Here is a 26,054-nt window from a genome sequence, read left to right as displayed (position 1 = left end):
CTGATCGCGACACCCGAATATAACGGTTCGATTCCGCCGCTGCTCAAGAACACGATCGACTGGGTGAGCCGGGTGCGCCGGGATGGCGGCCGGTCGGTCAGGCCGCTTGCCGGCAAGATCGCCGGCCTCTGCTCGTCCTCCAACGGGCACTTCGCCGGCATCCGCTGCATCAACCATTTGCGTGCCGTGCTGGTGCGCTGCCAGATGGAAGTGGTGACACCGGAATGCTCGGTGCCGGAGGGTGGCGACGCCTTCGACGGGGACGGCCATTTCCGTGACGAAAGACTGCACAAATCGATGGAGCACCTATGCCGCACGCTGATCGAAACCTCGCGCATGCTGTCGATCCGGGTCGAGGCGTGACCGCCGCAACCATGCAGCCTCATTCCATGCAGGAGCGATTGATCGTCGGCCTCGACGTGCCGACCGTGAAGGAGGCCGAGCAGGCGGTGCGCGAGCTCGACGGCGTCGTCTCCTTCTACAAGATCGGCTATCAGCTGGCTTTTGCCGGCGGCCTCGACTTTGCCAGGGAGCTGGCCAGCGGTGGGACGAAAATCTTCCTCGACATGAAGCTGCTCGACATCGACCACACGGTGGCCAAGGGCGTCGAGAACATCGTCAAGATGGGCATGACCATGCTGACCATCCATGCCTATCCCAAGGCGATGGCGGCGGCGGTGGAAGCAGCGCGCGGCAGCGACCTTTGCCTGCTTGCCGTCAGCGTGCTGACCTCGATGGACGAGCAGGACATGATCGACGCGGGCTATGAATACGACCCGCATACGCTGGTGCTGAGGCGCTCGGAACAGGCGCTGCATGCGGGCATGGGCGGCATCGTCTGCTCGGCGGCGGAGGCCGAAGCGGTGCGCCGCATCGTCGGGCCCGACATGGCGGTGGTGACGCCCGGCATCCGGCCGGCGGGCAGCGACCATGGCGACCAGAAGCGCGTGGTGACACCGGGACAGGCAATCCGCAACGGCGCCAGCCACCTGGTCGTCGGCCGGCCTATCGTCGCGGCAAGCGACCGGCGCGCAGCGGCCGAAGCCATCCTTGACGAAATGCGCTCGGCATAATTCAAAAGAACGACTTCGGAGACAACAAATGCCCAAGGGATATTGGATCGCCCGCGTCGATGTGCGCGACGCCGAAGGCTACAAGGACTATGTCGCCGCCGCCAAGCCTGCCTTCGAGCGCTTCGGCGCGAAATTCCTGGCGCGCGGCGGCGAGCATGAAAAGGCCGAAGGGCCGGGCCGCGCACGCAATGTCATCATCGAGTTCGAATCGCTCGCCGCCGCACATGATTGCTACCACTCGCCGGAATACCAGCGCGCCGTCGCCATCCGCCAAAAGGTCGCCGACGGCGAAATCGTGCTGGTCGAGGGCGCCTAAAATCCGCCTGGAGCAGTTTTGACGAATCGCGGGCGTGACGGACTGCATACCATGGCGAATGGCGCAAACGCCCAGCGCCTTCGTCATCCACGGGCGAAGCAAGGAGCGTAGCGACGCAGCGCAGACCCGAGGATCCATGCCGCGACTTCAAAGCGTTGCAGCGGTGTAGAATTCTGCTCCGCTGCATTCTTCGGCTAAGATCGCGGCATGGATCCCAGGGTCTCCGCGACGGAGCTTCGCTCCTGCTTCGCCCTCTAAAGCGCGTCGCGTCGAAATGGATTCATGCACCGCGCTTTAGGTCTTTGTTTCCATGCATGTCGTTGTCTGAAAACCGGGGCCACTTTTGAGCGACATGCATTAGGATGACGAAGTTGGGAGGCTTCGGCCAATCTCGAATGCTTATGATGGTCCACCAACGAACGATGAAATCTCGGCCGTCGATAGGCATCCTGTCAAATCCCTGCTGCAGCGCTAATAGCAGGACTTCAGACGAAATCCTGCAGGTTCACGTCCGCAGTTCGGCGCCGCTAAGCAGGGTTCCGACATCAGGTACATGGCCGGCGCGGCCCATCGCGCAATCAACGTCCGAGTCCGAATAGCCGCATCCAATCTTGCGAGCCCGGATAATTGCCAGTTGACATGCAGGTATTTACCTGCATGTTGCTGTCTCACCACAGAGTGAGGTCGATGGACGCCGACAAGGTTTTCAAAGCGCTGGGCGACCCGACCCGCAGGAGGCTGCTTGACCTTCTGTGCGAGCAGAATGGGCAGACGCTCGGTCAGCTTTGCGATCACCTGGACATGGCACGGCAATCCGCCACCCAGCACCTCGACCTGCTGGAGGCGGCCAATCTGGTGAGCACGGTCAAGCGCGGCCGAGAGAAGCTGCATTTCATCAACCCAGTGCCGCTGCACGAAGTCTACGAGCGCTGGGTGCGGAAATTCGAACGGCAGCGGCTCAGCCTGCTGCACGACCTGAAACAAGAACTCGAAGGAGACGACCGATGACCAGAGAGACGACCAGCTTTGTCTATGTGACCTATATCCGTTCGACACCGCAGAAGGTGTTCGAGGCCATAATCAAGCCCGAGATCGCAAGGCGCTACTGGGGCCACGAGAACGTCTCCGACTGGAAGACGGGTTCGAAATGGGAACATATCCGCGCCAATGACGAACGGACCCTCGAACTCGTCGGCAAGGTCGTCGAAATCTCGCCGCCGACCCGTCTCGTCATCACCTGGGCGAACGCTTCGCAGGCCGACGATCCGTCGAAGTACAGCCGGGTAACGTTCGGCATCGAGGAATACGACACCATGGTGCGGCTGACCGTCACTCATGACGAACTCGAAGCCGGCAGCGGCATGGCGAAAGGCATCAGCCAAGGGTGGCCGGCTGTGCTGTCCAGCCTGAAATCCTTCCTCGAAACCGGCAGCGGCATCGACATTTCCGCCAAGCCGAAATCGGCCTGATGCCGTTCGATATCACGCAGAACCAAAGCCAGTGGAGAATGACAATGACCAAGCGCTATACCGGCGGCTGTGCATGCGGCGCGATCCGCTATGAGACCAGCGGCGAGCCGATCTTCCAGAACCACTGCCAATGCATCGATTGTCAAAAGCGCAGCGGCACGGGCCACGGATCCTACATGACCTTCGGCCGGCGCGCCGATATGGCGATCACCGGCGAGGCGAGCACATGGCGAGTGGCGGGCGCCAGCGGCAATGAAAAGATCCACTCATTCTGCCCAACATGCGGAACGCCAGTCTACCTGACATTCGTCGCCATGCCGGAGTTCATAGCGATCAATGCGACCAGCCTCGACGACCCCAGTGTTTTCGAACCGCAGGTGGTGACCTACACGATCCGCGGCCATGACTGGGACAGGATGGATCCGTCTTTGCAGGCGTTCGAGCGAATGCCGTAGGAAGTTCAGGCCAAGTGTCCGAACGACCGAATTCCAAGATTCGACCCGATCTAGGTGATCAGCCGGCTTGCCGCGGTTTCGGCCATGGCGTCGACGAGTTCGAGGCCCCATTGCTGGCTGCAATAGGCACGGAAATCGAAGCAGGGCAGGCCGGGGCAGACCTCGAACTCGATCAGATGGACGGTGTCGTCGGCCTCGACCCTGAGATCGATGGAAAACACGTCGCGCAGGCCGACCCCGCTCATCAGCCGCTCGGCGATCGCGCGAATCCTGGCGTCGGCGACCGGCTGCGTGTCGGCAACACCAACGAGTTCCGGTTCGGCATAATGTCCCGCCACCTTCGCCGCCTCGCCGGTGTCGCCGTAGAGCGCCAGACTGTCGGCCATGGTCTGGAAATCGGCGCCTGAATCGACAAAGGCGACGCCAAGGGCTTCGACCCCGGCGCCCGGCATCATGCCGAGGAAACTGGCGCGCACATTGCGGCCGGCGACATAGGGCTGGACCACGACATCATCGCGGTAAGCGGCGAACACACGCCGGCTGAGCTCCAGTGCGTGGCCGAGATCGTGGCAGCGTGAATCCGGCCAGATGCCGATCTTGGCGCCGAGCCGGTTGGGCTTGACGAACCAGCCGGTGGGAGACACCGGCGGCTCGACCAGCCATTTGCCGTCGCGTGCAAGCCCGGCCAGCGGCACCGGCAGGCCGAGCGCGCCAAGCACGGCGCCAGAGCGGAACTTGTCTTGGCAAAGTGCGAACAGCGCATCGTCGGCGCCAATCGTCTTGAACCCGCCAAGTCTCGCCAGAGCGGGTGCGGCGCCGCCCCGGAAATAGGCGATGCCATCGGTCAGCGTCCAGACCAGCGTCGTGCCGGGATCCTCGCCGGCGAGCACGCCTGGGGCGTCGTCCAGCGGCACCGGCGTGAACGACAGCCCACGCTCCAGGCAGGCGCGGCCAAGCGCCTCGAATTCAGGGGCGAGATCGGTCGACTGCGCCAGATAGGAGGCGATCTCGGCAGCGCGCTCCGGCGCATGACCGTCGGCGACCAGACGGTCGAAACAGGCCTTTTCCGGCTCATGGACGAGGATCAATCTTGGCTTGCGGCTCGGCATGAGATGAACGCTTCCCAGCGGTACGATCGCCTACCATCGCACGGTGAAGGCGTCAGGCTCTCGCGAAACCGACACGGCGCGGGCGCCTGCGTGACAGCACACCGGCCGACCGCAGAATGCAGTTCAGGCGATCAGCACGCGCGGCTCGAAGCGGCCGTTGACGGGGATATCGAGCAGGAAGGTCATACCAGCCTGCGGATCGAGCTGGCGCTGCTTCTCGTCCTTGCCCTTCCAGGCCGAGGTGACCGCCAGCCGGCCGGCGTTCTTGCCGACAAAGGCCGGGCAGGATGGCTGCGTCACCGGCATCGGGATTTCGCGCAGCAGCGCGCCTTCAGGCGAATAGGCCTTGACCACCTTGCCGCCCCAGACGGCGTTCCAAAGCACGCCGTCGCGGTCGACCACCGAGCCGTCGACAAAACCCTTGGACGAGCGGTGATCGACGAAGATTTTCGGTTCGCCGATGGGCAGGCCGGTGGTCGGATCGCAAGCGACGCGCATCAGCAACCCGGTCGAAGTGTCGGTGTAGTAGGCGAGCGCGCCATCTTCGGAAAAGCAGATCGAATTGGAGACGGTGATGTCGGAAAACAGCTTGCGCAGCTCACCCTTGAAAAACCAGTAGATCGAGCCAGCGCCCTTGCTCTCGTCCTTGGCCATCGTGCCGACCCAGAAGGCGCCGCAGGGATGGACGCGCGAATCGTTGGAACGCGTGAGTGGATTGTCGGCCTCGACAGCTGTGTGCAGCGTCAGCGCGCCTGTCCCCACGTCGCGAACAAAAAGGCCGGTCTCGGTGGCGATCAGCTGGCGCTTGTCATCAATGACGGCGATTGCGCTCGCCATCTGGCCAAGCTCGTGGATCTTGAGCGCGCCGGAGGCGACGCCTTGCTCCAGCAAAAGGCCGTTGACGATGTCGAACCAGAACAGCGCATCGGTGGCGGGATCGTAGCTCGGCCCTTCGCCGAGCTGGCAGATATGATCGGAGAAAACCGAAACCTCGCCCATCACACGTCTCCGCCGAATGCTGCATCCCAGGCCGTCACCGCCGCCTGGGCCCGCCCGGCCACCTCGTCGACGCTCATGCCCGGCTTGAACAGGCTGGAACCAAGTCCAAAGGCCGTCACGCCCGCCGCCTTGTAGCCGGCAAAATCTTTTTCGGAGACGCCGCCGACAGCACCGACCAGTGTTTGCGCCGGCAACACCGCGCGCATCGCGGAAATACCGGCAGCACCCAGCACGCTCGCCGGGAAGAACTTCAGCGCCGAAGCGCCTAGCTTGATCGCCAGGAAGGCCTCGGTCGGCGTGAACACACCGGGCATGGTGACCATGCCATAGTGCATGGCGCGCGCCATCACCTCGGCATCGATGTTGGGGCTGACCAGCAGCCGCCCGCCGGCCTTGTGCAGGCCATCGACATCGGCCGGCGTCAGCACCGTGCCGGCGCCGACCAGAGCCGTTTTCGGTAGCGCTTCGACGATCCCGGCGATCGACGAAAACGGCTCCGGCGAATTGAGCGGCACTTCGATCGCCTCGATGCCGGCGTCGAACAATGCCTGGCCGATGGCAATCGCCTCGGCCGGTTTCAGTCCGCGCAGGATGGCGACCAAGCCGCGCTTGAGCTTGGGAAAAGGTGCGGTCTGGCTCATGAGGCTGCTCCAATTCTGGCGATCATGCCGTTCTCGCGCGCGGCTTCAATGAGCCCGGCACGCACCGCCTCGTCGGCATCGACTACCCGGACTGCAAGCCCGGCGAGGCCAAGCGCCTCACTGTAAAGCGCGGCCAGCGCGCCGGATGCCACCAGCACGACGGGCTCCGCGCCGGCGCCGTGACGACGGCTGGCCGAGGCGATTTCGCCACCGATCAACAACCCGGACAGGCAGGCGGCGGCATCGTCGGCTTTCAGGTCCTGAAGCAGGCCGGCGGCGCGAATGGAGAACAGCCGCGAGGTGACATCGCCGCCTTCGGCCAATGCGGTTTCGCACCAGCGGCGGAAGAACGGATTGTCTGCCGTGACAGGCTTCGGATGTTCGCCTAGCGAATGGCGCAGGATCGAGTGCGCGGCAAGCACGGAAAACAGTTCGCCGGTCGGCCAGGTGCCGAAACCGGCAACAGTGCCGTCCTCGACCAGCACCCATTTCGAATGGGTGCCTGGCATGCAGACCAACTGGCGCCCCTTGGCCGGCAGGCCGGCGCCGGCAAGCTGGGTTTCCTCGCCGCGCATGACATCGGGCGCGTCGGCCAGACGCTGGGCAAGCCCCGGAACGATGCGGATGTCGCGGCTCTGGCCGGGCACTTTGGCAGCACCGCCGAGAATGGCACTGAGCGGCGCCGGCACCGCCACATACGGCGCTTCCAGCCAGCCCTGGCGGGAGCCGGCCATGCCGCAGATGATGACGGGCAGTGCTTCCGGTGCTCCCATCGCTGCCAGATGCCCTTCGAGAATGGTCGAAAAGCCCTTTTGCTGGGCGGTGATCAGGCCATCATCGCCACGGCGTTCGGCTAGCGCCTTGCCTTGTCCGTCGACCAGCCAGACCCGCATGCGGGTCGTGCCCCAGTCGACGGCGGCGACCGCCGGTGCGTTGCTGGCTGGGCTCACAGGAAGCCTCCATCGACGATCAGCATCTGCGCGGTCAGCATGCGCGAGGCGTCAGAGGCCAGGAACAGCACCGTGCCGACGATGTCGTCCGGCTGCATCACCTGCTTGATGCACTGCTTGGCGACATGGGCGGCAAGCGCCTGTTCGGTCACCCAGAGTTCCTTCTGCCGCTCTGTGATCACCCAGCCGGGCGCAATGGCGTTGACGCGGATGCCGTCGACGCCGAGCTTGCCCGCCAGCCCCTTGGTGAGGCCGAGGATGCCGGCCTTCGCGGCCGTGTAGGACGGCATGTCGGGGTGGTTGATCAGATAGGATGTCGAGGTGAAGTTGATGATCGAGCCGCCGCCGGCGCGCTTCATGCCCGGCGCCACCGCTTGCGCGGTGAAGAAATGCGGCCGCAGATTGATCGCCTGATTGTTGTCCCAGTACTCAACCGTCACGTCCTCGACGGCGTGGCGTTCGTCCCATGCGGCATTGTTGACCAGCACTGTGACATCGCCATGCGCCTCTGCCGCCCTGGCTGCCGAAGCACGCAAGGCCTCGACATCGCGCAAATCGGTCTTGAGATACAGCGGCCGCCGGCCGGACTCTTTCTCGATGCGGTCGGCAAGTATCGTGCTTGGACCGTCGGCGATGTCGATGAAGGCGACATTGGCGCCCTGGCGCACAAACCCCTCGGTCAGTGCCGCGCCAATTCCCGAGCCGCCGCCGGTGATCAGCACCGAAGCGCCTTCCAGGTCGGCAAAATTCGCCGATGGCATCATATCTTTTCTCTCCGAGCGTGACCGGCGCGCATCCTAGCCACGCAAGTTGCGCGGGCAAGGGCGAATGGTCGGATTTTTGGGCTAATGTCAGACAAAACGACAATGCGCCGCACTGGATTGCGGACAGCGGCGGCTTCGGGATCGGCGGCGGCTTCGAGATCGCCGGTCAGATCGCCTTGGCGCGCAGGGCGCCGCGGAAGGAATCGCGGAGATAGCCGAGCGTGGCGTCGGCATCGACCGGCTTGCCGAACAGATAGCCCTGGCCGCCGGCGCAGCCGAACTGGACCAGGCGATCGGCCTGCGCTTCCTGCTCGATGCCTTCGGCGACGACGTCCATGCCGAGCCCCTCACACATGGCAAGAATAGCGCGGATGATGTGCTCGGAGGGGCGATCGTCGAGAATGGACGAGACGAAGGCACGGTCGATCTTGAGCTTGTCGAAATGGAATTCGCGCAAGCGGCCGAGCGAGGACTGGCCGGTGCCGAAATCGTCGAGCGAGACGCGGATACCGACGCGGCGCAGGTCCTCGACGATCTGCGCGGCCGAGGCAGGATCGTTCATCAGGCCGGTCTCGGTGATCTCGATTTCCAGCCGGCGCGGATCGAAGCCGGTTCGCTCGAGGATCGCCAATATATGCAGGCCGGTGTTCTGGTCGACGAGCTGCGAGGGCGACAGGTTGAACGACAGGAACAGATCCTTCGGCCAGCTCCGGGCCGCCTCGGTCGCCTTGCGCAGCACCAGCTGCGACAGCGGGCCGATGATGCCGCGCTCCTCGGCGATGGGAATGAAGATGGTTGGCGTCACGGAGCCCAGGTCGCGATCGGTCCAGCGCGCCAGCGTCTCGAAGCCGATGGTGCGGCGCGTGTTGAGATCGACGATGGGCTGGAAATGCGGTTCCACCTCGCCGGCCGAGACAGCGCGGCGCAGCGCCTGTTCGATACGGGTGACGCGCTTGGCCGCTTCTTCCATCTCGCGGGTGTAGACGACGACGCGGCCACGTCCGGATCGCTTGGCGTGATAGAGCGCCGTCTCCGCCTTGTTGATGAGGATCTCGGTGGTCTCGTCGCCCGAAGAGAACAGCGAGCAGCCGACCGAGGCCGAGAGCCTGGCGGTGCGTTCGCCGACATCGTAGGGCGCCGACAGGATCTCGATCAGCATGCGGGATTTTTCAGCCGCCGCCTCCTCGCTGAACACCATCGGATAGAGAAAGGCGAATTCGTCGGCGCCGATGCGGCAGACCGTGGAGTAGCCGTCCATCGAGGCGCGTAGCCGCATCGCGACCTGGATCAGGATATCGTCACCGGCCTTGTGTCCGAACAGGTCGTTGATCGGCTTGAAGCCGTCGAGGTCGAGAATCCCGACGGTAAAAGGTGCGGGGTCGTCGGCACGGTCACTGATCAGGCGATCGACCTTGTCGAAGAACCGGCGATGGTTGCCAAGCCCGGTCAACGGATCTGTGAATGCCAGATCCGTGCTCTCCCTGTTTGCCTGACCGGTGCCAAACGAAGTTTGCATCGGTGTCCCTGTTTTGTGACGTCGGAATTTATTGCGAGACTGGCAGCAAACCCTTTAGGAAACGTATCGCCAAATGGATTTTTCACGGGTAAAGCGCATCACCTTCGGGAAGGTCGACGTGGGGCGTGTCAAGCCGTTGTTTTCACGCACAACTCCCGTCGTTTCCCGCCACTGGATGACCCGGCGCCTCGCCTGTCTGCACATGGCCGGCAAGATCAATGCCGGCCTGGTTTTGCGACTTGCTTATGCCAATCCTGGAATGTCGCGATTGGCAGACGGACAGTGAGCCTGTACAGGCAAGACAGTCGTCCCATCCGAGTCCGCCGGAGACCGCCATGAAGCTGAAAATCGCAGTCCAGATGGACCACATCTCCACCGTGTCGATCGCTGGCGACACCTCGTTCGCGCTGTCGCTGGAAGCGCAGCGGCGCGGCCACCAGCTGTTCCACTACACGCCCGACCGGCTGTCGCTGCGCGACGGCAAGGTGTTTGCCCGCATCGAGGAAATGCAGGTGCGCGACGAGAAGGGCAGCCACTATTCGCTGGGCGAGAAGGTGCGCACCGACCTGTCGGAGATGGACGTGGTCCTGCTCAGGCAGGATCCGCCCTTCGACATGAACTATATCACCACCACGCATATCCTCGAGCGAATCCATCCGAAGACGTTGGTGGTCAACGACCCGGCCTGGGTGCGCAACAGCCCCGAAAAGATCTTCGTCACCGAGTTTCCCGATCTGATGCCGGACACGCTGATCACCAAGGACCCGCTGGAGGTGGCCGCCTTCCGCAAGGAGTTCGGCGACATCATCATCAAGCCGCTCTACGGCAATGGCGGCGCCGGCATCTTCCATCTGCACGAGGCCGACCGCAACCTTGCCTCGCTGCTCGAAATGTTCGGCCAGATGTTCCGCGAGCCCTATATCGTGCAACGCTACCTGAAGGACGTGCGCAAGGGCGACAAGCGCATCATCCTGATCGACGGCGAACCGGTCGGCGCCATCAACCGGGTGCCGGCCGAACACGATTCCCGCTCCAACATGCATGTCGGCGGTCGCGCCGAAAAGACCGAGTTGACGGAACGCGAGCGCGAGATCTGCGCCCGCATCGGGCCATCGCTGAAAGAGCGCGGCTTTATCCTCGTCGGCATCGATGTCATCGGCGACTACATGACCGAGATCAACGTGACCTCGCCGACCGGCGTGCGCGAAGTGCAGCGCTTCGGCGGCGCCGACATCGCCAGCCTGTTCTGGGACGCGATCGAGGACAAACGGAAGTAACCGTCTTCATTTCGTCTTAACTTGGCATTGCAACCGAGCTCTATCCGACTGCAACCTACGCGCTCATGCGTTCCTGTAATGTTCTTGATTTGGCCGGGGAATTGTGATTGTCTCGCCAAAGGGCTCCAACGCCCTAATGGCGCGGGCTCGGGCAAGCCCACATTCGGGGTGGGAAAATGGTGGCGCGGGTTCGCACGGTCGCTTTCCAGGGCATCGAGGCCGTGCCGGTCGACGTGCAGGTGATGATCGCGCCCGGCAAGGTCAACATGCATATCGTGGGCCTTGGCGACAAGGCGGTGGCCGAAAGTCGCGAGAGGGTGCAGGCGGCGCTTCATGCCTCGGGCCTGTCGATGCCGTCGAAGAAAGTCACGGTCAATCTGGCGCCCGCCGACCTGCCGAAGGAAGGCAGCCATTACGATCTGCCGATCGCGCTTGGCCTGATGGCGGCATTGGGCGCCATTCCGGGCGACATGCTGGCCGGCTATGTCGTGCTTGGCGAATTGTCGCTTGATGGCACGATTGCCGCGGTCGCCGGTGCCTTGCCGGCGGCCATCGCCGCCAATGCAGAGGGCAAGGGCCTCATCTGCCCGTTTGCCTGCGGGCCGGAAGCGGCCTGGGCGGGCAAGGAAATCGACATTCTGGCGCCGCGCAGCCTGATCGCCATCGCCAATCATTTTCGCGGCACGCAGGTGCTGTCGCGGCCGGAAGCCGGCATCCACGCCGCGGCGCGCGACCTGCCCGACCTTGCTGACATCAAGGGCCAGGAGACCGCCAAGCGGGCCCTGGAAGTGGCAGCTGCCGGTGGACATAACCTTCTGATGATCGGCCCGCCCGGGTCGGGAAAATCGATGCTGGCGCAGCGGCTGCCGTCGATCCTGCCGCCGCTGGCGCCGAAGGAATTGCTTGAGGTCTCGATGATCGCCTCGGTGGCGGGCGAACTCGGTGAAGGCAAGTTGACCGACCGGCGGCCATTCCGCGCCCCGCACCATTCGGCTTCGATGGCGGCGATGGTCGGCGGTGGCGTACGTGCACGGCCGGGCGAAGTGTCGCTTGCCCATCATGGTGTGCTGTTTCTCGACGAGTTTCCCGAATTCACGCCGCAGACGCTCGATGCCTTGCGTCAGCCGCTCGAGACCGGCGACTGCATGATCGCGCGCGCCAATCATCGTGTCACCTATCCGGCGCGCATCCAACTGGTCGCGGCGATGAACCCATGCCGCTGCGGCATGGCTGGCGAGCCGGGCTATCGCTGCCTGCGCGGCGAGCGTTGCCGCACCGACTATCAGGCGCGCATCTCGGGCCCGCTGCTCGACCGCATCGATCTCAGGATCGAAGTGCCGGCGGTGTCGGCAAGCGATCTGATCCGGCCCGACCGGGCGGAGAAGAGCGCCGAAGTGGCGCTGCGCGTGGCGCGCGCCCGCACCATCCAGCGCGAGCGCTTCGAACGGCTCGGCGCCACCCGCGCCACCACCAACGCGCATTGTGCGCCCTCGGTCATCGAGGAGATCGCCATGCCTGACGCCGCCGGCCTGTCGCTGCTCAAGGACGCCAGCGAGAAGCTCGCCTTTTCCGCCCGCGCCTATCACCGGGTGCTGAAGGTGGCGCGCACGTTGGCCGATCTCGACGCCAGCGAAACCGTCGGCCGCATCCACCTGGCGGAGGCAATTTCCTACCGCATGAGTTCGGAGCGCATGGCGCAGGCGGCTTGACGGGCAGGTGAGGCACCGCTTTCCCGGAGAAGGTGGCAAATCCCATAGGGACTATCTTGCGCACTGTGAGCGCGCCGGGGCCCAGCCATGAGCACTCGCATCGAAGACATGAGAAACCTCGGACCAGCTACGGCGCGGATGCTGGCGGAAATCGATGTTCTCTGTGAGGAGGATTTGCGGGGTCTAGGCGCGGTTGAGGCTTATCACCGTCTGAAGTTCCGGTTCGGACAGCACATAACGATCAACGCACTCTATGCGATGGAGGCGGCGATCCGCGGTTGTGACTGGCGGGCGCTCGACAGCGGAACCAAGGAGCATCTGCGGCGGCAGGCTCGCTATGTGATCGCGCGGCAAGCCGACCCTGCTGAATGAGCATTCATAAAGGCCACAACATCAACGGTGACGTTGGGTCTGCCGGCGTCGCACGGGCGTCGGACACTTCCGGTGCTCGCCTGATTATCAAATGAACCACGAGGCCGACGTATCCTACCTGAAGTATGACCATTGCAAGAATGGCCCATACGAACGCCACCCAGATCGATCCGGCTTCAATATAGGCCCAGATCGCCACTAAGATCGTGGTGGCGGACATGCCCACCAGGAACTGCGGAAAATACATCGCTTTGCCACCCGCTTGACCAGCCGCTAGTTAAGTTTTCACTAATTTAGCAAATTTGCAAGCCTACACGATCAAGGCGCGCACCTCGTCACGATGGCGACGCGACGTTGGCTTCCGCGATCACGCCATAACCGGTCTCTCACGAATCGGCCATGTCTGCAGTGCGGCGGACCTGATTGTCCGCTTGGCCGGCGTCCGCATCACCCAACGGCCCCCCACCGGACGGGCGTCGGCCATTTTTCTCACCCCTTCACCGGAAGGATGGCCGTTATCGGCGCCCGACTAAGGTCTTGGCTGTTGCATTGGATGTTCCTTAGCTTAGACAATACGAATATGATTGGGGTTTGGGGGTGTCGGCAATGTTCATCGACTACTACGAAATCCTGGAAGTTAGCCCGAACGCCAATTCGGAAACGCTGGAGCGAATATTTCGCTATTTTGCGATGCGCTATCATCCAGACAATCAACAGACCGGCGATGAAACCCGCTTCAGCGAAATCGTAGAAGCGCACAATACGCTCAAGGATCCGGTAAAGCGCGCTCAATACGACATCGCGTACAGGGATAATGCCAGCCTTCGCCGTGAATTGACCGAGGAAGCAAGCAGCACCAAAGGCATTGAGCGGGATGTCGTGATCCAGGCCAAACTCCTCTCGCTGCTTTACGCGAAGCGCCGGCACGACGTCACCAATCCTGGGATCGGAGATGTAGAACTCGAACGCCTGTCAGGCTGCCCGCGAGAACACCTGGAATTTCATCTCTGGTACCTGAAAGCAAAAGGCTGGATAGCAAGAGTGGAAAATGGAACGATCGCGATTACGGTAGAAGGCGTCGATCGCGCCAACTCCGAACACCGTCGCGATCCCGTCGTTCGGCTCCTGGACCACAGAGCCTCCTGAGGCCTTATCGCTGGCTGGAAACCCAGGTCGAATATCCGCCGCCCCATTCACGGCAGCGGCAGGCCGCTTGTGGCTGTTCAGCCCTGCTTCGCCTTCAGCTCCAGCCGGCGCGCGTGCAGCACCGGTTCGGTGTAGCCATTGGGCTGGACACGGCCTTTGAAGACCAAGTCGCAGGCGGCCTGGAAGGCGATGGAGTTGTCGAAGTCCGGCGCCATCGGTCGATAGAGCGGGTCGCCTTCGTTCTGGCGGTCGACGATCGCAGCCATGCGCTTCATCGTCGCCATCACCTGGTCCTGCGTGCACACGCCGTGATGCAGCCAGTTGGCGATGTGCTGCGAAGAAATGCGTAGCGTGGCACGGTCTTCCATCAGGCCGACATCGTTGATGTCAGGCACTTTCGAACAGCCGACGCCCTGGTCGATCCAGCGCACGACGTAGCCGAGAATGCCTTGCGCGTTGTTGTCGAGTTCCTTCTGGATGTCTTCGGACGACCAGTTCGGCCGCACCGCGACCGGCACCGACAGGATATCATCGAGCTTGGCCTTGGGCCGGGTCTTGAGTGCTGCTTGCACGGCATGGACATCGACCTTGTGGTAGTGTGTGGCATGCAGTGTCGCCGCCGTCGGCGACGGCACCCAGGCGGTGTTGGCGCCGGCCTTCGGGTGGGCGATCTTCTCGACCAGCATAGCTGCCATCAAATCAGGCATCGCCCACATGCCCTTGCCGATCTGGGCATGACCCGCCAGGCCGCATTCGAGCCCGGTGTCGACATTCCAGGCCTCATAGGCGGAAATCCAGGCGGCCTGCTTCATGTCGCCCTTGCGGATCATCGGGCCAGCTTCCATCGAGGTGTGGATCTCGTCGCCGGTGCGGTCGAGGAAGCCGGTGTTGATGAACACCACGCGCTCCTTCGCCGCGCGGATCGCTTCCTTGAGGTTGACGGTCGTGCGCCGCTCCTCGTCCATGATGCCCATCTTGATGGTGTTTTTGGCCATGCCGAGCAGGGCTTCGACACGGTCGAATATCTCGACGGCGAAGGCGACTTCCTCCGGCCCGTGCATCTTGGGCTTCACCACATACATCGAGCCGGCGCGGGAATTGGCGCGGCGGCCATTGGGTCCGACGTCATGCAGCGCGATCAGCGCCGTCAGCGCTGCATCCATGATGCCTTCCGGCACCTCGTTGCCGTCGCGGTCCGTTATCGCCCGATTGGTCATCAGGTGGCCGACATTCCTGACCAGCATCAGCGAGCGGCCGGGCACGGTCAGCGTGCCGCCGGTGGGCGCGGTGTAGGAGCGGTCGGGATTGAGCCTGCGGACAAAACTCTTGCCGCCCTTGGTGATCTCTTCCGCCAGATCGCCCTTCATCAGTCCGAGCCAGTTGCGGTAGACGACGACCTTGTCCTGCGCATCCACTGCCGCGACCGAATCCTCGCAATCCTGGATGGTGGTCAACGCCGATTCCAGAATGACATCGGCGATCCCCGCCGGATCGGTGCGGCCGATCTGATTGTTGCGGTCGATCACGATCTCGATGTGCAGGCCGTTTCTGACCAGCAGCACGGCACCGGGATTGGCGGCATCGCCGCGATAGCCGACGAATTGTTTGGGATCGGCAAGCGTCGTCGAGCCGGCACCGGCGCCGAGCTTCAGAGCGCCATTGGCCACCGACAGGCCATTCACGCCTGCCCACTTGCCCGAGGTGAGCGGGGCAGCCTCGTCGAGAAAGCTCTTTGTCCAGGCGACGACCGTGGCGCCGCGCGCCGGGTTGAATTTGCCGCCCTTCTCGGCGCCGCTCGTCTCTGGGATCGCGTCGGTGCCATAGAGCGCGTCGTAGAGCGATCCCCAGCGCGCATTGGCGGCGTTCAGCGCATAACGCGCATTCATCACCGGCACGACCAGCTGCGGGCCGGCAACGACCGCGATTTCCGGGTCGATATTGTCGGTCGACACGCTGAAGGCCGGACCTTCGGGGAGGAGATAGCCGATTTCCCTGAGGAAGGTTTTGTAGGCCTCCAGGTCGACGGGCGCGCCGTTGTCGCGATACCAGCCGTCGAGCTTTTCCTGCATGGCGTCACGGTTTTCGAGCAGCGCCCGGTTCTTCGGCGCCAGATCGTGGACGATGGCTGAAAGCCCGTTCCAGAACGCCTCCGCTTCGATGCCGGTGCCGGGCAGTGCTTCCCTGGCTACGAACTCATGCAGCTCGCGGGCGATCCGCAATCCGGCGATCTCGATGCGATCGGTCATCAGGCTACTCCAGATGAAAGGCTTTGCGGGCCTTTGGCATGCCAGGTTTGCCGGGTCAATTCAGCTTAGGGTGAAGGTGGCGTTTTTGGAGCCTTCGTCATACCAAGCGAAACGATATGTCATGGCACAGGTGGCCATGCCAATCGCATATATCGTCAATTTTCTCATTCCAGTAAATCCGGTCTTATACATTGTCTGTCAAATAAGGCAGGCATTTTTGGAGTATGCCGATGTTGAGATTTAGCTGGGTTACTGTCGTTTCACTCTTTGTTGCATTCGCGAGCGTCGCTCCCGTCGCTGCTGCAGATGTCGAGTTCGTTGGCACATGGCGGCAGGTCTACTCAACGGGAGGCAAATGTGCCGATTGCACGGTGGTTATCCGCAGCGATCCAGACCTTCAGGTCGATGCGAGCAATGGGTGGACCGCCGATCTGAAAGCGAAAATGATCAGTGGGGAACAGGCCTTGATCGGAAGCGGCAGTTGGCCCGGGTCGGCATCGGCGGGCGCCAAGGCCAGAACCTTGTCGGCAGCCTTCAAGATTCGTCAAGATAAGCTGCTTCTGATCATGCAGATCATCGACCCGAACGGCAGTCGAATACGGGTGCACGCAGTGTTCGAGCGACTTACTGTGCCGAAATCTTCCATCTGACGGGTGCCATGCGCATTTGTTCAATGCGCCAACGCGCTCACACCGCAATCCTTGGCCGGCCCGCGGCAACCGCCACCACATGGGCCTCGATGAACATGCGCTGGGCTTCGACTGTGGAAACGCGGAATTCGGTCGTGACATCAATCTCGGCGCTGTCGGTGCCGGCTTCCTTCGCGCGCCCCGCGACGATGGCGCGGACATCGGCTTCGGCCGCCGCGATCGCTGCCGCCTCGTCGAGGAAATCGCGCACGGTTTCACCCGAGGCAAGACGAAACAGCCCTTCCCTGGGCTGGCTGACCCGCGCCTCGGCCGATACCCTGACCTGGCCGACGACGGCGCCGAGCGCGTTGGCGACATCGGTATCCTCAGGCACCACGCAGTCATTGCCGATCAAGGGCGGCAGCCCGGCATAGTGCAGCGGCGCCGAGGCGCCGAGGCCGATGACCGGGCGGTCGAGCGCCACGCTCAGCCGGGCAATGCCGGGATGCGCGTCAACCGCGCGCTGCACCAGCGCGTGCGCCACCGTCGAGGCACCATCGAGCCCGTCCTCGGCAAAGGCGGTTTCGAGGATATATTCGGCCGACCAGCGGGTCAGCGTCACCAGCACCCGCTCCGAGATCACTTCGGGCGAAGCGGCGATGAACTGGCCACGGCCGTCGCGCTTGCGCGCGAACAGTTCGGCACCGAGACGCGCGGCAACCGGATCCCAGTTTGCCTGCTTGCCCAGCACATGGGCGGCATCCGAAGGGGTGAAGCCGGCGATATGCACCAGTCCGCGCGACACCAGCCGGTTGANGGGGAGCCGGTCCGGCACGCCGGTGCGCACCGCGAAGCGGCCGTCCATGCGGCCGGGATTGGGCGCTCGCAGCTGGCGCTCCAGCTCCGATGTGATCGCGCTGCCATGCGCCATGCCGGCCAGCGCCAGTGGTACCAGGCGGCGCGGCCCGAGCAGGATCCTTGGGTTGAGGGCGCCATCTTCCAGCGTCACTTCGGAATCGCCACCGAGGCCGAAGGTGCGCATGGCGACAGCCTCGACCATGGTGCGGAAGCCGCCGACGGTGGCGCCTTCCGGATCGAGCCGCGGCCGGCCGCCATCGAGCACGGCGACGTCGGTGGTGGTGCCGCCGATATCGGACACCATCGCATTGTCGAGCCCGGTCATGTGGCGGGCGCCCACCAGGCTGGCGGCCGGGCCGGACAGGATGGTCTCGATCGGCCGCTGGCGGGCGAACGCCGCCGAAACCAGCGCGCCGTCGCCGCGCACCACCATCAAAGGTGCCGCGATGTTGCGCTGCTCGAGGAAGCCTTCGGTCGCCGCCACCAGCCGGTCGATCATCGAGATCAGCCTGGCATTGAGCAGCGTCGTCAGCGCCCGGCGCGGGCCGCCGAGCTTGGCAGACAGTTCGTGACTCGACGTGACCGGCAGGCCGGTCGTTTCGCGGATCAGCTCGCGGGCGGCGATCTCATGCGCCGGATTGCGGGTGGCGAAATAGGCGCAGACGGCGAAGCCGGAGACCGAGGCGCCGAGTTCCGGCAGAGCCGCCTCCAGTCCGGACAGATCGAGCTTGGCGGCATTGCCATGCACGTCGTGGCCGCCCGGACAAAACACCACCGGGTCGGTGCCGAGCGCGGCTTTCAGTCCGTCGCGGGCGAGGTCTCCCTCGGAAAAGCCGATCATCACCAGCGCGACGCGGCCGCCCTGGCCCTCGACCAGCGCGTTGGTGGCAAGCGTCGTCGACATCGAGACCAGTTTGATGGCGGCGGGATCGGTGCCGGCCTTCTGCAACACCGCATCGACGGCGCCGGAAATGCCGACGGCGAGATCATGCCTGGTGGTCAGCGCCTTGGCCTTGGCCAGCACCTTGCCCTTGTTGGGCTCCTCTTGCTTGCCTTCCGTCTCGGACCATAGCACGGCATCGGTATAGGTTCCGCCGGTGTCGATCCCTAGGAACAGCGGCTTTGGCTTGGTCTTGGCGGTCATCGTTTGGCGGCGGTCCGGCTGGCGAATTTATCTGCCCCTGCCCTTAGCCGATACAGGCCGGGCGATAAAGCCGCGACCGCTGGGCCAACACGCGATGGCCGTGATGAGGATTTGATCTCCCTCCTCCGGAGGAGATCGCCAGCTTTGGCCGCAACGCTAGCAACCATCTCCCGCCGGCGCCGAAAATCTTCGCGCCATGCCGGAAGAAAGTCGAGCGAGATGCCGCTATTTCGCCGCGACAGTGCCCTTCATCGAGCTATGGATCGCACAATGGAATGGGTGTGCCCCTGCAGCTGATATCTTGACCTTGGCGCTCTTGCCGGTGGCGAGATGGCCGGTGTCGAAGGAGCCGTCAAGTGCGGTGGCGGTGTGCGTCATCGGATCGGCATTGGTGAAAGTGATGGTATCGCCGACGGCGACCGAGATCTTCGACGGGTTGAATTTCATGCCCTTGATCTGGACCGCATGATTGGCTGCGTAAGCGGGCATGGCAAAGGCAAGCAGGGCGAGTACGAGCATAGTGCGCATGATGGATTCCTCCTGAGCGCGGACCCTCATCCTACACTAACGCTGCCGAACTGTCTTTCATGCCACGAAGCCGATCTTTTTATGCGTACCGTCGCAAAACGGCTTGTTGGCGGAATGGCCACAGCGGCAGAGGAAGGTTCGTTGCGTACGATCGACGGTGTGACCGGTGCCGGTGACGATCTCGACATTGCCTTCGAGCTTGAGCGGGCCGTTGGTGGTCGGCGTCACCGTCAGCGGGCCGTTCCTCGCCTCCAGCGCCGGCGTGTCCTTCAGCGGCGGCTCGCCGGTGGCGGCAAAACCTGATTTGTTGTGGCTGCCGTCGCAGAACGGCTTGTTTTCGGAAGCGCCGCAGCGGCACAGCGTGGCGCGGTAAAATGTTTCGCCGTCGAGCACGATCTCGGCATGCACCGCCAGCGGACCGTTTTCCCGCAGCCGTACGGTGTTGACCACCGGCGGCTGCTCCTGCGGCCCGCCATCCTTCCTGATGTAAGTGATGGCGCCCGAGGGGCAGCTTTCGGCGATGGCGACGATCTTCTCGACGCTTGCCGCCTCGGGATGAATCCACTGGCCCGGAGCGTTGGGCACGAAGACATGTGGATCGCCAAGCACGCAGTTTCGCGAATGGATGCAGCGCCTGCCGGAAAACCCGACGTCGATCTTGTCGCCTTCGACCATACCGGCCATTGCCGTGCTCCTTCTGCCTGGCGCGCGTCGCGTCAACCAACTCGGCGCTCTGGGTATTCGCGCAGGCTAGGGGTTCGGCAGGATAACCGTCAAGCTGGCAACCCGGTCAGGGGACCAGGTCGATCTCCTCGGTTTCGCCGCCGTTGCAGGTATAGCAGCAATCCTCGCATTTTTCCTTGTTGCCGGGACCGACGCCCCAATAGGTACCCTCATCGCCATCGACCCAGGCCCCGTAGCAGATCGATTCGCCTTCGTTGCAGGATATCGGCAACGACTTGGTCTCGCCGTCGTCGAGATAGAAATCCNGACCAGGTCGATCTCCTCGGTTTCGCCGCCGTTGCAGGTATAGCAGCAATCCTCGCATTTTTCCTTGTTGCCGGGGCCGACACCCCAATAGGTCCCTTCGTCGCCATCGACCCAGGCGCCATAGCAGATCGATTCGCCCGCGTTGCAGGATATCGGCAGTTGCTTGGTCTCGCCGTCATCGAGGTAGAAATCCTTGTCGTTACCCGGCCAGACATAGTCACGGTCCTGGCTGTACAGTTCGACGCGCATGGCATTGGGATGGCCGTTCTTGATGGAAAAGGTGACGTCGTCGGCATGTGCCGCCGGCGCGAACGCCATTACGAGAGAAAGCGCGACCAACGTGCGGCGCGCGTAGGTGTAAAGCATGGTAACCCCCTGAAGTAGCGGCCCATCCGGCCGCGCGGCGACCATCGCATGCTGCGGTGAATCGCTAAAGGGATGATTGCAACAATTCCCGAACTGATTTTGGGGATATCGGCGTGCGTCTCCCCTATGGCACCAGATCGATCGTCTCGGTCGAGTGCTCCACGCAGATGAAGCAGCAGGTGTCGCAGGGCTGGTCATTGTCCGGTCCGACGCCGGCGGAAATGCCGTCGTTGCCATCGACCCAGGCGCCGTAGCAGATGTGTTCGCCCTGATTGCACGAGAGCGGCACGGATTTCTGCGAGCTGGGGTCGATCAGGAACACCTTGTCGTTGCCCGGCCAGACCGTTTCGCGGTCGCGGCTGAACAGCTCGACAGCAACCGCTTCCTTGCGCAGGTTCTTGATGAAAAAGGCCATGTCGGCGGCCCGCACCGGGGCGGTGAAGACCAGGACTGCAAGCACAGCCATGCGAAACAGCGTCACGGTCTCGATCTCCCGAATCATCACGGCAGAATCGCATGCAAGCAGGGAACTAGGAAGCCGCGACGCCGACCATCTCCTGTCCAAGCCTGCGAGGATCTCGTCGGCAGCCTTCGCCTCAATTCCGCCCATTAACAAAGTCGTAAGGAGTTGCTTAACCGTTCGCGGCTATGTCACGGCCGGGGGGCCTGATAAAGTGAGTATGATGAGCAACAGCCCCGACAAGCGCAATGAATGGCGCGCCATTTTTTATGTGCAAGCCCGCGTTGCAATCCTGTTTGTCCCGGTCGTTGCAAGCCTGCTGATCATCGCGGCACTCGCCGGCAACGAACGCAAATCCGTTCCCGATATTGACCGGACCGTCACCGGCTCCGTGCGATAAAACGGCCTGATAGCAGGCGGTGATCGGGAGCTATCAGCGCATTGTCGTTTGGCGCTAAGGTCATCCAATGGCTGCGGCATTGAACCAGTGGGCGCGAACGATCAAGCGCGACGTGCATGCGCTCTACCTTGCCGCGCGTGATCCCCGAACGCCGTGGTATGCCAAGGCACTTGCCGTGTGCGTCGCAGGCTACGCCTTGTCCCCAATCGACCTGATCCCCGATTTCATCCCTGTGCTTGGCTACCTCGACGATGTGATCCTTGTCCCCTTGGGTATCCTTGCGGTTGTCAAGATGATACCACCCGAGGTCATGGCGGAACACCGGGAGGCCGCCGCCCTTGCCGCTGACAGGCCGGTGAGCCGCATCGCGGCGGTTATCATCGCTTGTATCTGGGTCACTTCGGTCGCGCTGGCGGCATGGCTGGGATATCGATACTTCGCTGGCTGATCTTGAAGTCGCGCCCAGCTCGCGGAGCGCAGCTAAAGAATTTTGGTCACCAGATTGTCCAGACGGGAATTCTCGCGGTAGGCGTGTCGCACCACGATGGCACCCAGGACGCCGGTGAGGGCCCCACCGACAACATCGGTCAGGTAGTGCGTCCCGATGTAGATTCTCGACCAGCAGATCAGGAATGCCATGATGAAAAGCGCGATCGTCCGGCGCGGGAGGCCTTGCATCGCAAAGGCCGCAACAATTGCAATGCTGGCTGTCGCGTGATCGGATGGGAATGACCAGTCGGCACTGGGCGCAATCAACAGATGTGTCACGCCGGCGTCGTAGGGCCGTATCCGATGCACGAACAGAAGAATGAACTGATTGATCGCCAGGCCGAGCAAGAACGCCAGACCGGCCGACACGGCGCCGTGACGAACGTGGTAGCGGTCGGCCTTCGCCCACCATTGCAGGACCACGGCCAGCACCATGAGGGGAACGCCGATTTGTGAGACGCCGGTCATTGTCTTATCAAGAAAAGGGCTGATACCGGCCTCGGTGTCTATCCAGTGCGTTAATGCTGCATCCATTTGGCATCGGTTTCCGCAGTTGTTCGGGAGGTGGATTTTTGAAGCCCGTCGATGAACACCGCATCCATCAGATTTTCGAAGTCGGCGTCTGGCTCAAGGGCGCGCATGCCCTGATCGAATGCATCGGCGGGATCCTGCTCTATGTCGTCACCACCAATGCCATTGCCGCCTGGGTCAATGCAGTCACCGCAGAGGAATTGATCGAAGATCCGAACGATTTCATAGCTGGCTATCTGTCGCAGATGGCCAGCCATTTTTCGTTGGCCAGCAAGGAGTTTTACGCCTTCTACCTGCTCAGCCACGGCCTGATAAAGCTGGCCCTGGTTGTCGGGCTCTTGAGGGGCAAGCTCTGGGCGTATCCGGCGTCGCTCGCGGCATTGGGTTTGTTCATGGCCTATCAGATCTACCGCTACTCATACACCCTTTCGTTCGGCCTGCTGGTCCTGACCGTCTTCGATGCGGTCGTCATGATGCTGATATGGCACGAGTGGAAGATCGTGCGACAGCACAGGCCAGCATGACAGTTGAACTACCGGCCTCGTCCCTGTTCCCTGAACGCCGCACGGCCTCAATAAAAGCGCGGGATCGGGCCGTTCTGCGGGGTCACGTCCTCGCCGAGGTCGATAAACACCTCGTCGACATAGCACCATGCCCAGCCTTCCGGCGGATCGTAGCCCTCGATGATCGGATGCCTGGTGGCGTGAAAATGCTTGGTGGCGTGGCGGTTGGGTGAGTCGTCGCAGCAGCCGACATGGCCACAGGTGCGGCAGAGCCGCAGATGCACCCATTCCGAACCGCTCTTCAGGCATTCCTCGCAGCCGAGCGCGCTCGGCGTCACCTTCCTGATGTCGCGCGTATGCCTGCATTCATCCATCATGGTCTCCCGGGCGTTAGAGGTGCGTTGGCGTTGCCGAGCGCGAGATATGCATGCAAGGCCGCGACCACCTGGGCACCTTCGCCGACAGCCGCAGCGACCCGTTTGACCGAGCCTGAGCGGACGTCGCCGATGGCGAATACGCCGCTGCGGCTCGTCTCCATCTGCGCCGATCCCAGGTCCGATCCGGTGCGCACGAAACCCTTGGCGTCCAGCGCCACGTCGCAGTCCGCCAGCCAGTCGGTGTTCGGGTCGGCTCCGATGAACAGGAAGAGATGGCGGATCGGGCGCGTCGTTTCCTCGCCGCTTACGCGATTGCGCCAGCGCACGGCAGCAAGATTGCCCCCGTCGCCTTCCAGGGCTTCGACCTCGGTTCCGGTCAGCACCTCGATGTTCGGCTGCGCCCGGATGCGCTCGACGAGATAGCGCGACATGCTGGCTTCGAGGCTGCCGCCGCGTGCCAGCAACGCCACCTTGCGCGCGTGGCTGGCCAGGTAGACCGCCGCCTGTCCGGCAGAGTTGCCGGCGCCGACAAGTGCTACTTCCTGCCCGGCGCAAAGCCGGCCTTCGATGGGCGACGCCCAATAATGCACGCACGTTCCCTCGAACTGCGCCAGGTTCGGGACATCGAGGCGGCGATAGCGCGCGCCGCTGGCGATCACCACGCTGCGGGTGCGCACAGTCTCGCCGTCGCCGACATCGAGCGTGTAGCGGGCATTGCCGGTGGCGGCACTCAATAGCTTCACCTCGTCCGGAATCACCATTTCGACGCCGAATTTCTGCGCCTGGTTGTAGGCGCGCGCCATCAGCGCCATGCCCGAAATGCCCGTGGGGAAACCGAGATAGTTCTCGATGCGCGAGGAGGCACCGGCCTGTCCACCGAAGGCACGGCAATCGAGCACGATGGTCGATAGCCCTTCTGAAGCCGCATAGACCGCAGCCGCCAGCCCCGCCGGTCCGGCGCCGACGATGGCGACGTCGTATAATTTGTCGGCATCGATCGGCCGCAGCAGGCCGATGCAGCGGGCGAGATCCTTCTCACCGGGATTGAGCAGCAGCCTGCCGTTCGGACACAGCACGATCGGCAGATGGTGAGGGTCGACATCGAAGCGTTCGACTAGTGTTTTGGCGCAAGGATCGCTCTCGGAATCAAGCACGCGGTGCGGCTGGCCGCTGCGAGCAAGGAAACCTTGCAGCCGCAACACGTCGCTGTTGTCCTGGGGTCCGATGATGATCGGCCCGCTGGTGGAACTTTCCAAAAGCCCGACGCGGCGCAGGATCAGTGCCCGCATGATGCGCTCGCCAAGATTGGCCTCCTGCACCATCAGGTCGCGCAGCCGCTGCGAGGGGATGACGAACGCCTCCACAGGATCGGCGGCCTGCGCATTCACCAGCGAGGGACGCGCCGAAAGCTGCGCCAGTTCGCCGACGAAACTGCCCGGTCCATGGGTGACGATCGTCTCGCGCCGGCCGAGCCCGCCACCCTGGATGATGTCCACTTTGCCCGACAGCACGACGATCAAGCCGGGCGCCACATCGCCTGCGGTGATGATGTTCTCGCCGGCGGCATAGAAGCTGGCCTCGCCGAACCGGCGCATGCGATCGATGTCCGCCTCGGCCAGCGTCGGGAAGGCTTGGTCGCGACGGGCGCCGAAGATCGGGTTAGTGGATTGAGACATGGCTTTGAGCGTAGCGAAGGGGTCGCGCGGTTTGAAGTGGTTTGTTCGGCGCCTGGCCGGAAGGGGAGGTTGGCGGCAAAGAAAAAGCCCGGACAAACCGGGCTTTTTCTCTAAGTTTCTGAACCGTCGAATGGTTCGAAACGGGAATTTGGTGCCCAGAAGAGGACTCGAACCTCCACTCCTTGCGGAACACGGACCTGAACCGTGCGCGTCTACCAATTCCGCCATCTGGGCTGGTGCGGGCTGATGTAAGCGGGCGAGCGATGTGTGTCAACGCGCTTTTTTCAAAGCATGATCCCGAAAAGTGGGAACTGGTTTTCTCGGACAAACAGTTTCCGTTTGTCCAGAGATCATGCTCGATCAAGAACGGCCGGCCGCTTGCCGGCTGAAGGACTGTCAGCCCTCCAGCACTTCCTTCGAAGCCACGGTCGAATCGGCGTTGAGCTGGTAGATGACCGGCACGCCGGTGCCAAGCTCCAGCTTGACGATCTCCTCGCCCGACTTGCCGTCCAGCGCCATGATCAGCGCGCGCAGCGAGTTGCCGTGCGCGGCGACCAGCACCGTGCCGCCGCGCAGCACATGCGGCTGCAGATCGTGCAGGTAATAGGGCCAGACCCGGGCGCCGGTGTCCTTCAGGCTTTCGCCGGCGGGCGGCGCCACGTCATAGGAACGGCGCCAGACATGCACCTGCTCCTCGCCCCATTTCTTGCGGGCGTCGTCCTTGTTGAGGCCGGAGAGATCGCCGTAGTCGCGCTCGTTCAGTGCCTGGTCGCGGATGGTTTTCAGATCGCTCTGGCCGACCGCGTCGAGAACGTGCTGGCAGGTCTTCTGTGCCCTGATCAGCGCCGAGGTGAAAGCGATGTCGAATTTCAGCCCGCGCGCCTTGAGTTTCTGGCCGGCGGCCTTGGCCTCGGCGTGGCCCTGCTCGGTCAGATCGACATCGCGCCAGCCGGTGAACAGGTTTTTCAGGTTCCATTCGCTCTGGCCGTGGCGCACGAGCACGAGGGTTCTCGACATGTTTGCTCCCTTCGGGTTGGCAGATTGGCAAGTTGGCGGATTGG

The 26,054-nt window shown here is 63.1% G+C and carries 31 protein-coding genes, 1 tRNA gene and 1 pseudogene; 15 read left to right on the top strand and 18 right to left on the bottom strand.

What is annotated here, in order from left to right; translation table 11 throughout:
* The 6 genes from X744_RS142010 to X744_RS142035 form a co-directional block, all read left to right on the top strand.
* The coding region (locus X744_RS142010; protein ID WP_031261266.1) for an NADPH-dependent FMN reductase at window positions 1-363 on the top strand (363 nt) is incomplete at its 5' end.
* A complete protein-coding gene (gene pyrF / locus X744_RS142015) occupies window positions 360-1,073 on the top strand; it encodes an orotidine-5'-phosphate decarboxylase (RefSeq protein WP_023762652.1) in 714 nt (237 codons plus the stop codon). The genes X744_RS142010 and pyrF, both read left to right, overlap by 4 nt.
* A 28-nt stretch (window positions 1,074-1,101) precedes the next feature.
* Window positions 1,102-1,389, top strand: coding sequence for a DUF1330 domain-containing protein (locus X744_RS142020; protein WP_023762651.1), 288 nt, complete (start codon window positions 1,102-1,104; stop codon window positions 1,387-1,389).
* 687 nt (window positions 1,390-2,076) lie between these two features.
* Window positions 2,077-2,397 (top strand): metalloregulator ArsR/SmtB family transcription factor, encoded by a 321-nt coding sequence (locus X744_RS142025; RefSeq protein WP_023762650.1) that lies wholly within the window; start codon window positions 2,077-2,079, stop codon window positions 2,395-2,397.
* Window positions 2,394-2,858, top strand: a complete 465-nt coding sequence (locus X744_RS142030) for an SRPBCC family protein (protein WP_023762649.1) — start codon at window positions 2,394-2,396, stop codon at window positions 2,856-2,858. The genes X744_RS142025 and X744_RS142030 overlap by 4 nt, the downstream gene beginning before the upstream one ends.
* Before the next feature lie 44 nt (window positions 2,859-2,902).
* Complete coding sequence (locus X744_RS142035) at window positions 2,903-3,313, top strand: GFA family protein (RefSeq protein WP_023762648.1); 411 nt, start codon at window positions 2,903-2,905, stop codon at window positions 3,311-3,313.
* 50 nt (window positions 3,314-3,363) lie between these two features.
* Here the strand turns inward: X744_RS142035 and X744_RS142040 are convergent, their stop codons facing one another.
* The 6 genes from X744_RS142040 to X744_RS142070 form a co-directional block, all read right to left on the bottom strand.
* Window positions 3,364-4,422: a hypothetical protein gene (locus X744_RS142040; protein ID WP_023762647.1), complete on the bottom strand. Its 1,059-nt coding sequence runs from the start codon at window positions 4,420-4,422 to the stop codon at window positions 3,364-3,366.
* A gap of 123 nt (window positions 4,423-4,545) precedes the next feature.
* Window positions 4,546-5,421, bottom strand: coding sequence for an SMP-30/gluconolactonase/LRE family protein (locus tag X744_RS142045; RefSeq protein WP_023762646.1), 876 nt, complete (start codon window positions 5,419-5,421; stop codon window positions 4,546-4,548).
* Complete coding sequence (locus X744_RS142050; RefSeq protein ID WP_023762645.1) at window positions 5,421-6,062, bottom strand: 2-dehydro-3-deoxy-6-phosphogalactonate aldolase; 642 nt, start codon at window positions 6,060-6,062, stop codon at window positions 5,421-5,423. Before X744_RS142050 ends, X744_RS142045 begins: the two co-directional genes overlap by 1 nt.
* The gene (locus tag X744_RS142055) at window positions 6,059-7,012 is read right to left on the bottom strand and encodes a 2-dehydro-3-deoxygalactonokinase (protein WP_023762644.1); all 954 of its coding nucleotides are present in this window, start codon (window positions 7,010-7,012) and stop codon (window positions 6,059-6,061) included. Before X744_RS142055 ends, X744_RS142050 begins: the two co-directional genes overlap by 4 nt.
* Complete coding sequence (locus X744_RS142060; protein ID WP_023762643.1) at window positions 7,009-7,776, bottom strand: SDR family oxidoreductase; 768 nt, start codon at window positions 7,774-7,776, stop codon at window positions 7,009-7,011. The genes X744_RS142055 and X744_RS142060 overlap by 4 nt, the downstream gene beginning before the upstream one ends.
* Before the next feature lie 166 nt (window positions 7,777-7,942).
* Window positions 7,943-9,292 carry an EAL domain-containing protein gene (locus X744_RS142070; protein WP_023762641.1) on the bottom strand — a complete coding sequence of 450 codons (1,350 nt, stop codon included), beginning with the start codon at window positions 9,290-9,292 and terminating at the stop codon, window positions 7,943-7,945.
* Window positions 9,293-9,365: 73 nt separating this feature from the next.
* Here X744_RS142070 and X744_RS142075 point away from each other — a divergent pair, with 73 nt between their 5' ends.
* From X744_RS142075 to X744_RS0138595, 4 genes are all read left to right on the top strand, one after another.
* Window positions 9,366-9,578 carry a hypothetical protein gene (locus tag X744_RS142075; RefSeq protein ID WP_023762640.1) on the top strand — a complete coding sequence of 71 codons (213 nt, stop codon included), beginning with the start codon at window positions 9,366-9,368 and terminating at the stop codon, window positions 9,576-9,578.
* 49 nt (window positions 9,579-9,627) lie between these two features.
* Window positions 9,628-10,569 carry a glutathione synthase gene (gene gshB / locus X744_RS142080; RefSeq protein WP_023762639.1) on the top strand — a complete coding sequence of 314 codons (942 nt, stop codon included), beginning with the start codon at window positions 9,628-9,630 and terminating at the stop codon, window positions 10,567-10,569.
* Window positions 10,570-10,745: 176 nt separating this feature from the next.
* Complete coding sequence (locus tag X744_RS142085) at window positions 10,746-12,278, top strand: YifB family Mg chelatase-like AAA ATPase (protein WP_023762638.1); 1,533 nt, start codon at window positions 10,746-10,748, stop codon at window positions 12,276-12,278.
* Window positions 12,279-12,365: 87 nt separating this feature from the next.
* Entirely contained in the window at window positions 12,366-12,650 is a 285-nt protein-coding gene (locus X744_RS0138595; protein WP_084025739.1) for a TfoX/Sxy family DNA transformation protein, read from the top strand.
* 4 nt (window positions 12,651-12,654) lie between these two features.
* Here the strand turns inward: X744_RS0138595 and X744_RS142090 are convergent, their stop codons facing one another.
* Window positions 12,655-12,897, bottom strand: coding sequence for a hypothetical protein (locus X744_RS142090; RefSeq protein WP_023762636.1), 243 nt, complete (start codon window positions 12,895-12,897; stop codon window positions 12,655-12,657).
* Between the two features lie 359 nt (window positions 12,898-13,256).
* Between X744_RS142090 and X744_RS142095 the strand changes: the two genes are divergently transcribed.
* Window positions 13,257-13,796, top strand: a complete 540-nt coding sequence (locus tag X744_RS142095) for a J domain-containing protein (RefSeq protein ID WP_023762635.1) — start codon at window positions 13,257-13,259, stop codon at window positions 13,794-13,796.
* Between the two features lie 77 nt (window positions 13,797-13,873).
* On the opposite strand, the gene X744_RS142100 is transcribed toward X744_RS142095, so the two are convergent.
* Window positions 13,874-16,042 (bottom strand): malate synthase G, encoded by a 2,169-nt coding sequence (locus tag X744_RS142100; RefSeq protein WP_023762634.1) that lies wholly within the window; start codon window positions 16,040-16,042, stop codon window positions 13,874-13,876.
* A gap of 230 nt (window positions 16,043-16,272) precedes the next feature.
* Here X744_RS142100 and X744_RS0138590 point away from each other — a divergent pair, with 230 nt between their 5' ends.
* Window positions 16,273-16,692: a hypothetical protein gene (locus X744_RS0138590; protein ID WP_156938641.1), complete on the top strand. Its 420-nt coding sequence runs from the start codon at window positions 16,273-16,275 to the stop codon at window positions 16,690-16,692.
* A 37-nt stretch (window positions 16,693-16,729) separates the two neighbouring features.
* On the opposite strand, the gene X744_RS142110 is transcribed toward X744_RS0138590, so the two are convergent.
* The 5 genes and pseudogenes from X744_RS142110 to X744_RS142125 form a co-directional block, all read right to left on the bottom strand.
* The gene (locus X744_RS142110) at window positions 16,730-18,673 is read right to left on the bottom strand and encodes a hydantoinase/oxoprolinase family protein (protein WP_023762631.1); all 1,944 of its coding nucleotides are present in this window, start codon (window positions 18,671-18,673) and stop codon (window positions 16,730-16,732) included.
* A gap of 225 nt (window positions 18,674-18,898) precedes the next feature.
* Window positions 18,899-19,201, bottom strand: coding sequence for a cupredoxin family copper-binding protein (locus X744_RS142115; RefSeq protein ID WP_023762630.1), 303 nt, complete (start codon window positions 19,199-19,201; stop codon window positions 18,899-18,901).
* 57 nt (window positions 19,202-19,258) lie between these two features.
* Window positions 19,259-19,885 (bottom strand): CDGSH iron-sulfur domain-containing protein, encoded by a 627-nt coding sequence (locus X744_RS142120; RefSeq protein WP_023762629.1) that lies wholly within the window; start codon window positions 19,883-19,885, stop codon window positions 19,259-19,261.
* 306 nt (window positions 19,886-20,191) lie between these two features.
* Window positions 20,192-20,557: pseudogene (locus X744_RS1000000172880) on the bottom strand (hypothetical protein); the annotation flags it as partial.
* A 124-nt stretch (window positions 20,558-20,681) separates the two neighbouring features.
* Window positions 20,682-21,059, bottom strand: a complete 378-nt coding sequence (locus X744_RS142125; protein ID WP_245266855.1) for a hypothetical protein — start codon at window positions 21,057-21,059, stop codon at window positions 20,682-20,684.
* A gap of 181 nt (window positions 21,060-21,240) precedes the next feature.
* Between X744_RS142125 and X744_RS02640 the strand changes: the two genes are divergently transcribed.
* Window positions 21,241-21,417: a hypothetical protein gene (locus X744_RS02640; protein ID WP_023762626.1), complete on the top strand. Its 177-nt coding sequence runs from the start codon at window positions 21,241-21,243 to the stop codon at window positions 21,415-21,417.
* 67 nt (window positions 21,418-21,484) lie between these two features.
* On the top strand, window positions 21,485-21,865 hold the full coding sequence (locus tag X744_RS142130) for a YkvA family protein (protein ID WP_023762625.1): 381 nt from the start codon (window positions 21,485-21,487) through the stop codon (window positions 21,863-21,865).
* 32 nt (window positions 21,866-21,897) lie between these two features.
* Here X744_RS142130 and X744_RS142135 read toward each other — a convergent pair whose 3' ends face one another.
* Window positions 21,898-22,440 (bottom strand): phosphatase PAP2 family protein, encoded by a 543-nt coding sequence (locus X744_RS142135; protein WP_023762624.1) that lies wholly within the window; start codon window positions 22,438-22,440, stop codon window positions 21,898-21,900.
* A gap of 38 nt (window positions 22,441-22,478) precedes the next feature.
* On the opposite strand from X744_RS142135, the gene X744_RS142140 reads away from it, so the two are divergent.
* The gene (locus tag X744_RS142140; RefSeq protein ID WP_031261255.1) at window positions 22,479-22,961 is read left to right on the top strand and encodes a DUF2127 domain-containing protein; all 483 of its coding nucleotides are present in this window, start codon (window positions 22,479-22,481) and stop codon (window positions 22,959-22,961) included.
* Window positions 22,962-23,008: 47 nt separating this feature from the next.
* Here the strand turns inward: X744_RS142140 and X744_RS142145 are convergent, their stop codons facing one another.
* The 4 genes from X744_RS142145 to X744_RS142160 form a co-directional block, all read right to left on the bottom strand.
* Complete coding sequence (locus tag X744_RS142145) at window positions 23,009-23,317, bottom strand: UBP-type zinc finger domain-containing protein (RefSeq protein WP_023762622.1); 309 nt, start codon at window positions 23,315-23,317, stop codon at window positions 23,009-23,011.
* A complete protein-coding gene (locus X744_RS142150) occupies window positions 23,314-24,993 on the bottom strand; it encodes a cyclic nucleotide-binding domain-containing thioredoxin-disulfide reductase (RefSeq protein ID WP_023762621.1) in 1,680 nt (559 codons plus the stop codon). The genes X744_RS142145 and X744_RS142150 overlap by 4 nt, the downstream gene beginning before the upstream one ends.
* Before the next feature lie 149 nt (window positions 24,994-25,142).
* Window positions 25,143-25,227 (bottom strand) — tRNA-Leu (locus tag X744_RS142155).
* A 162-nt stretch (window positions 25,228-25,389) separates the two neighbouring features.
* Window positions 25,390-26,010: a 2,3-bisphosphoglycerate-dependent phosphoglycerate mutase gene (locus tag X744_RS142160; RefSeq protein ID WP_023762619.1), complete on the bottom strand. Its 621-nt coding sequence runs from the start codon at window positions 26,008-26,010 to the stop codon at window positions 25,390-25,392.
* Between the last annotated feature and the right edge of the window lie 44 nt (window positions 26,011-26,054).

It is taken from the genome of Mesorhizobium sp. LNHC252B00, assembly GCF_000502955.1.
In the GTDB taxonomy this organism is placed as follows: Bacteria; Pseudomonadota; Alphaproteobacteria; order Rhizobiales; family Rhizobiaceae; genus Mesorhizobium.
The sequence above is the reverse complement of the archived record's forward strand: the minus strand, read 5'-3'. Positions and strand labels throughout refer to the sequence as shown.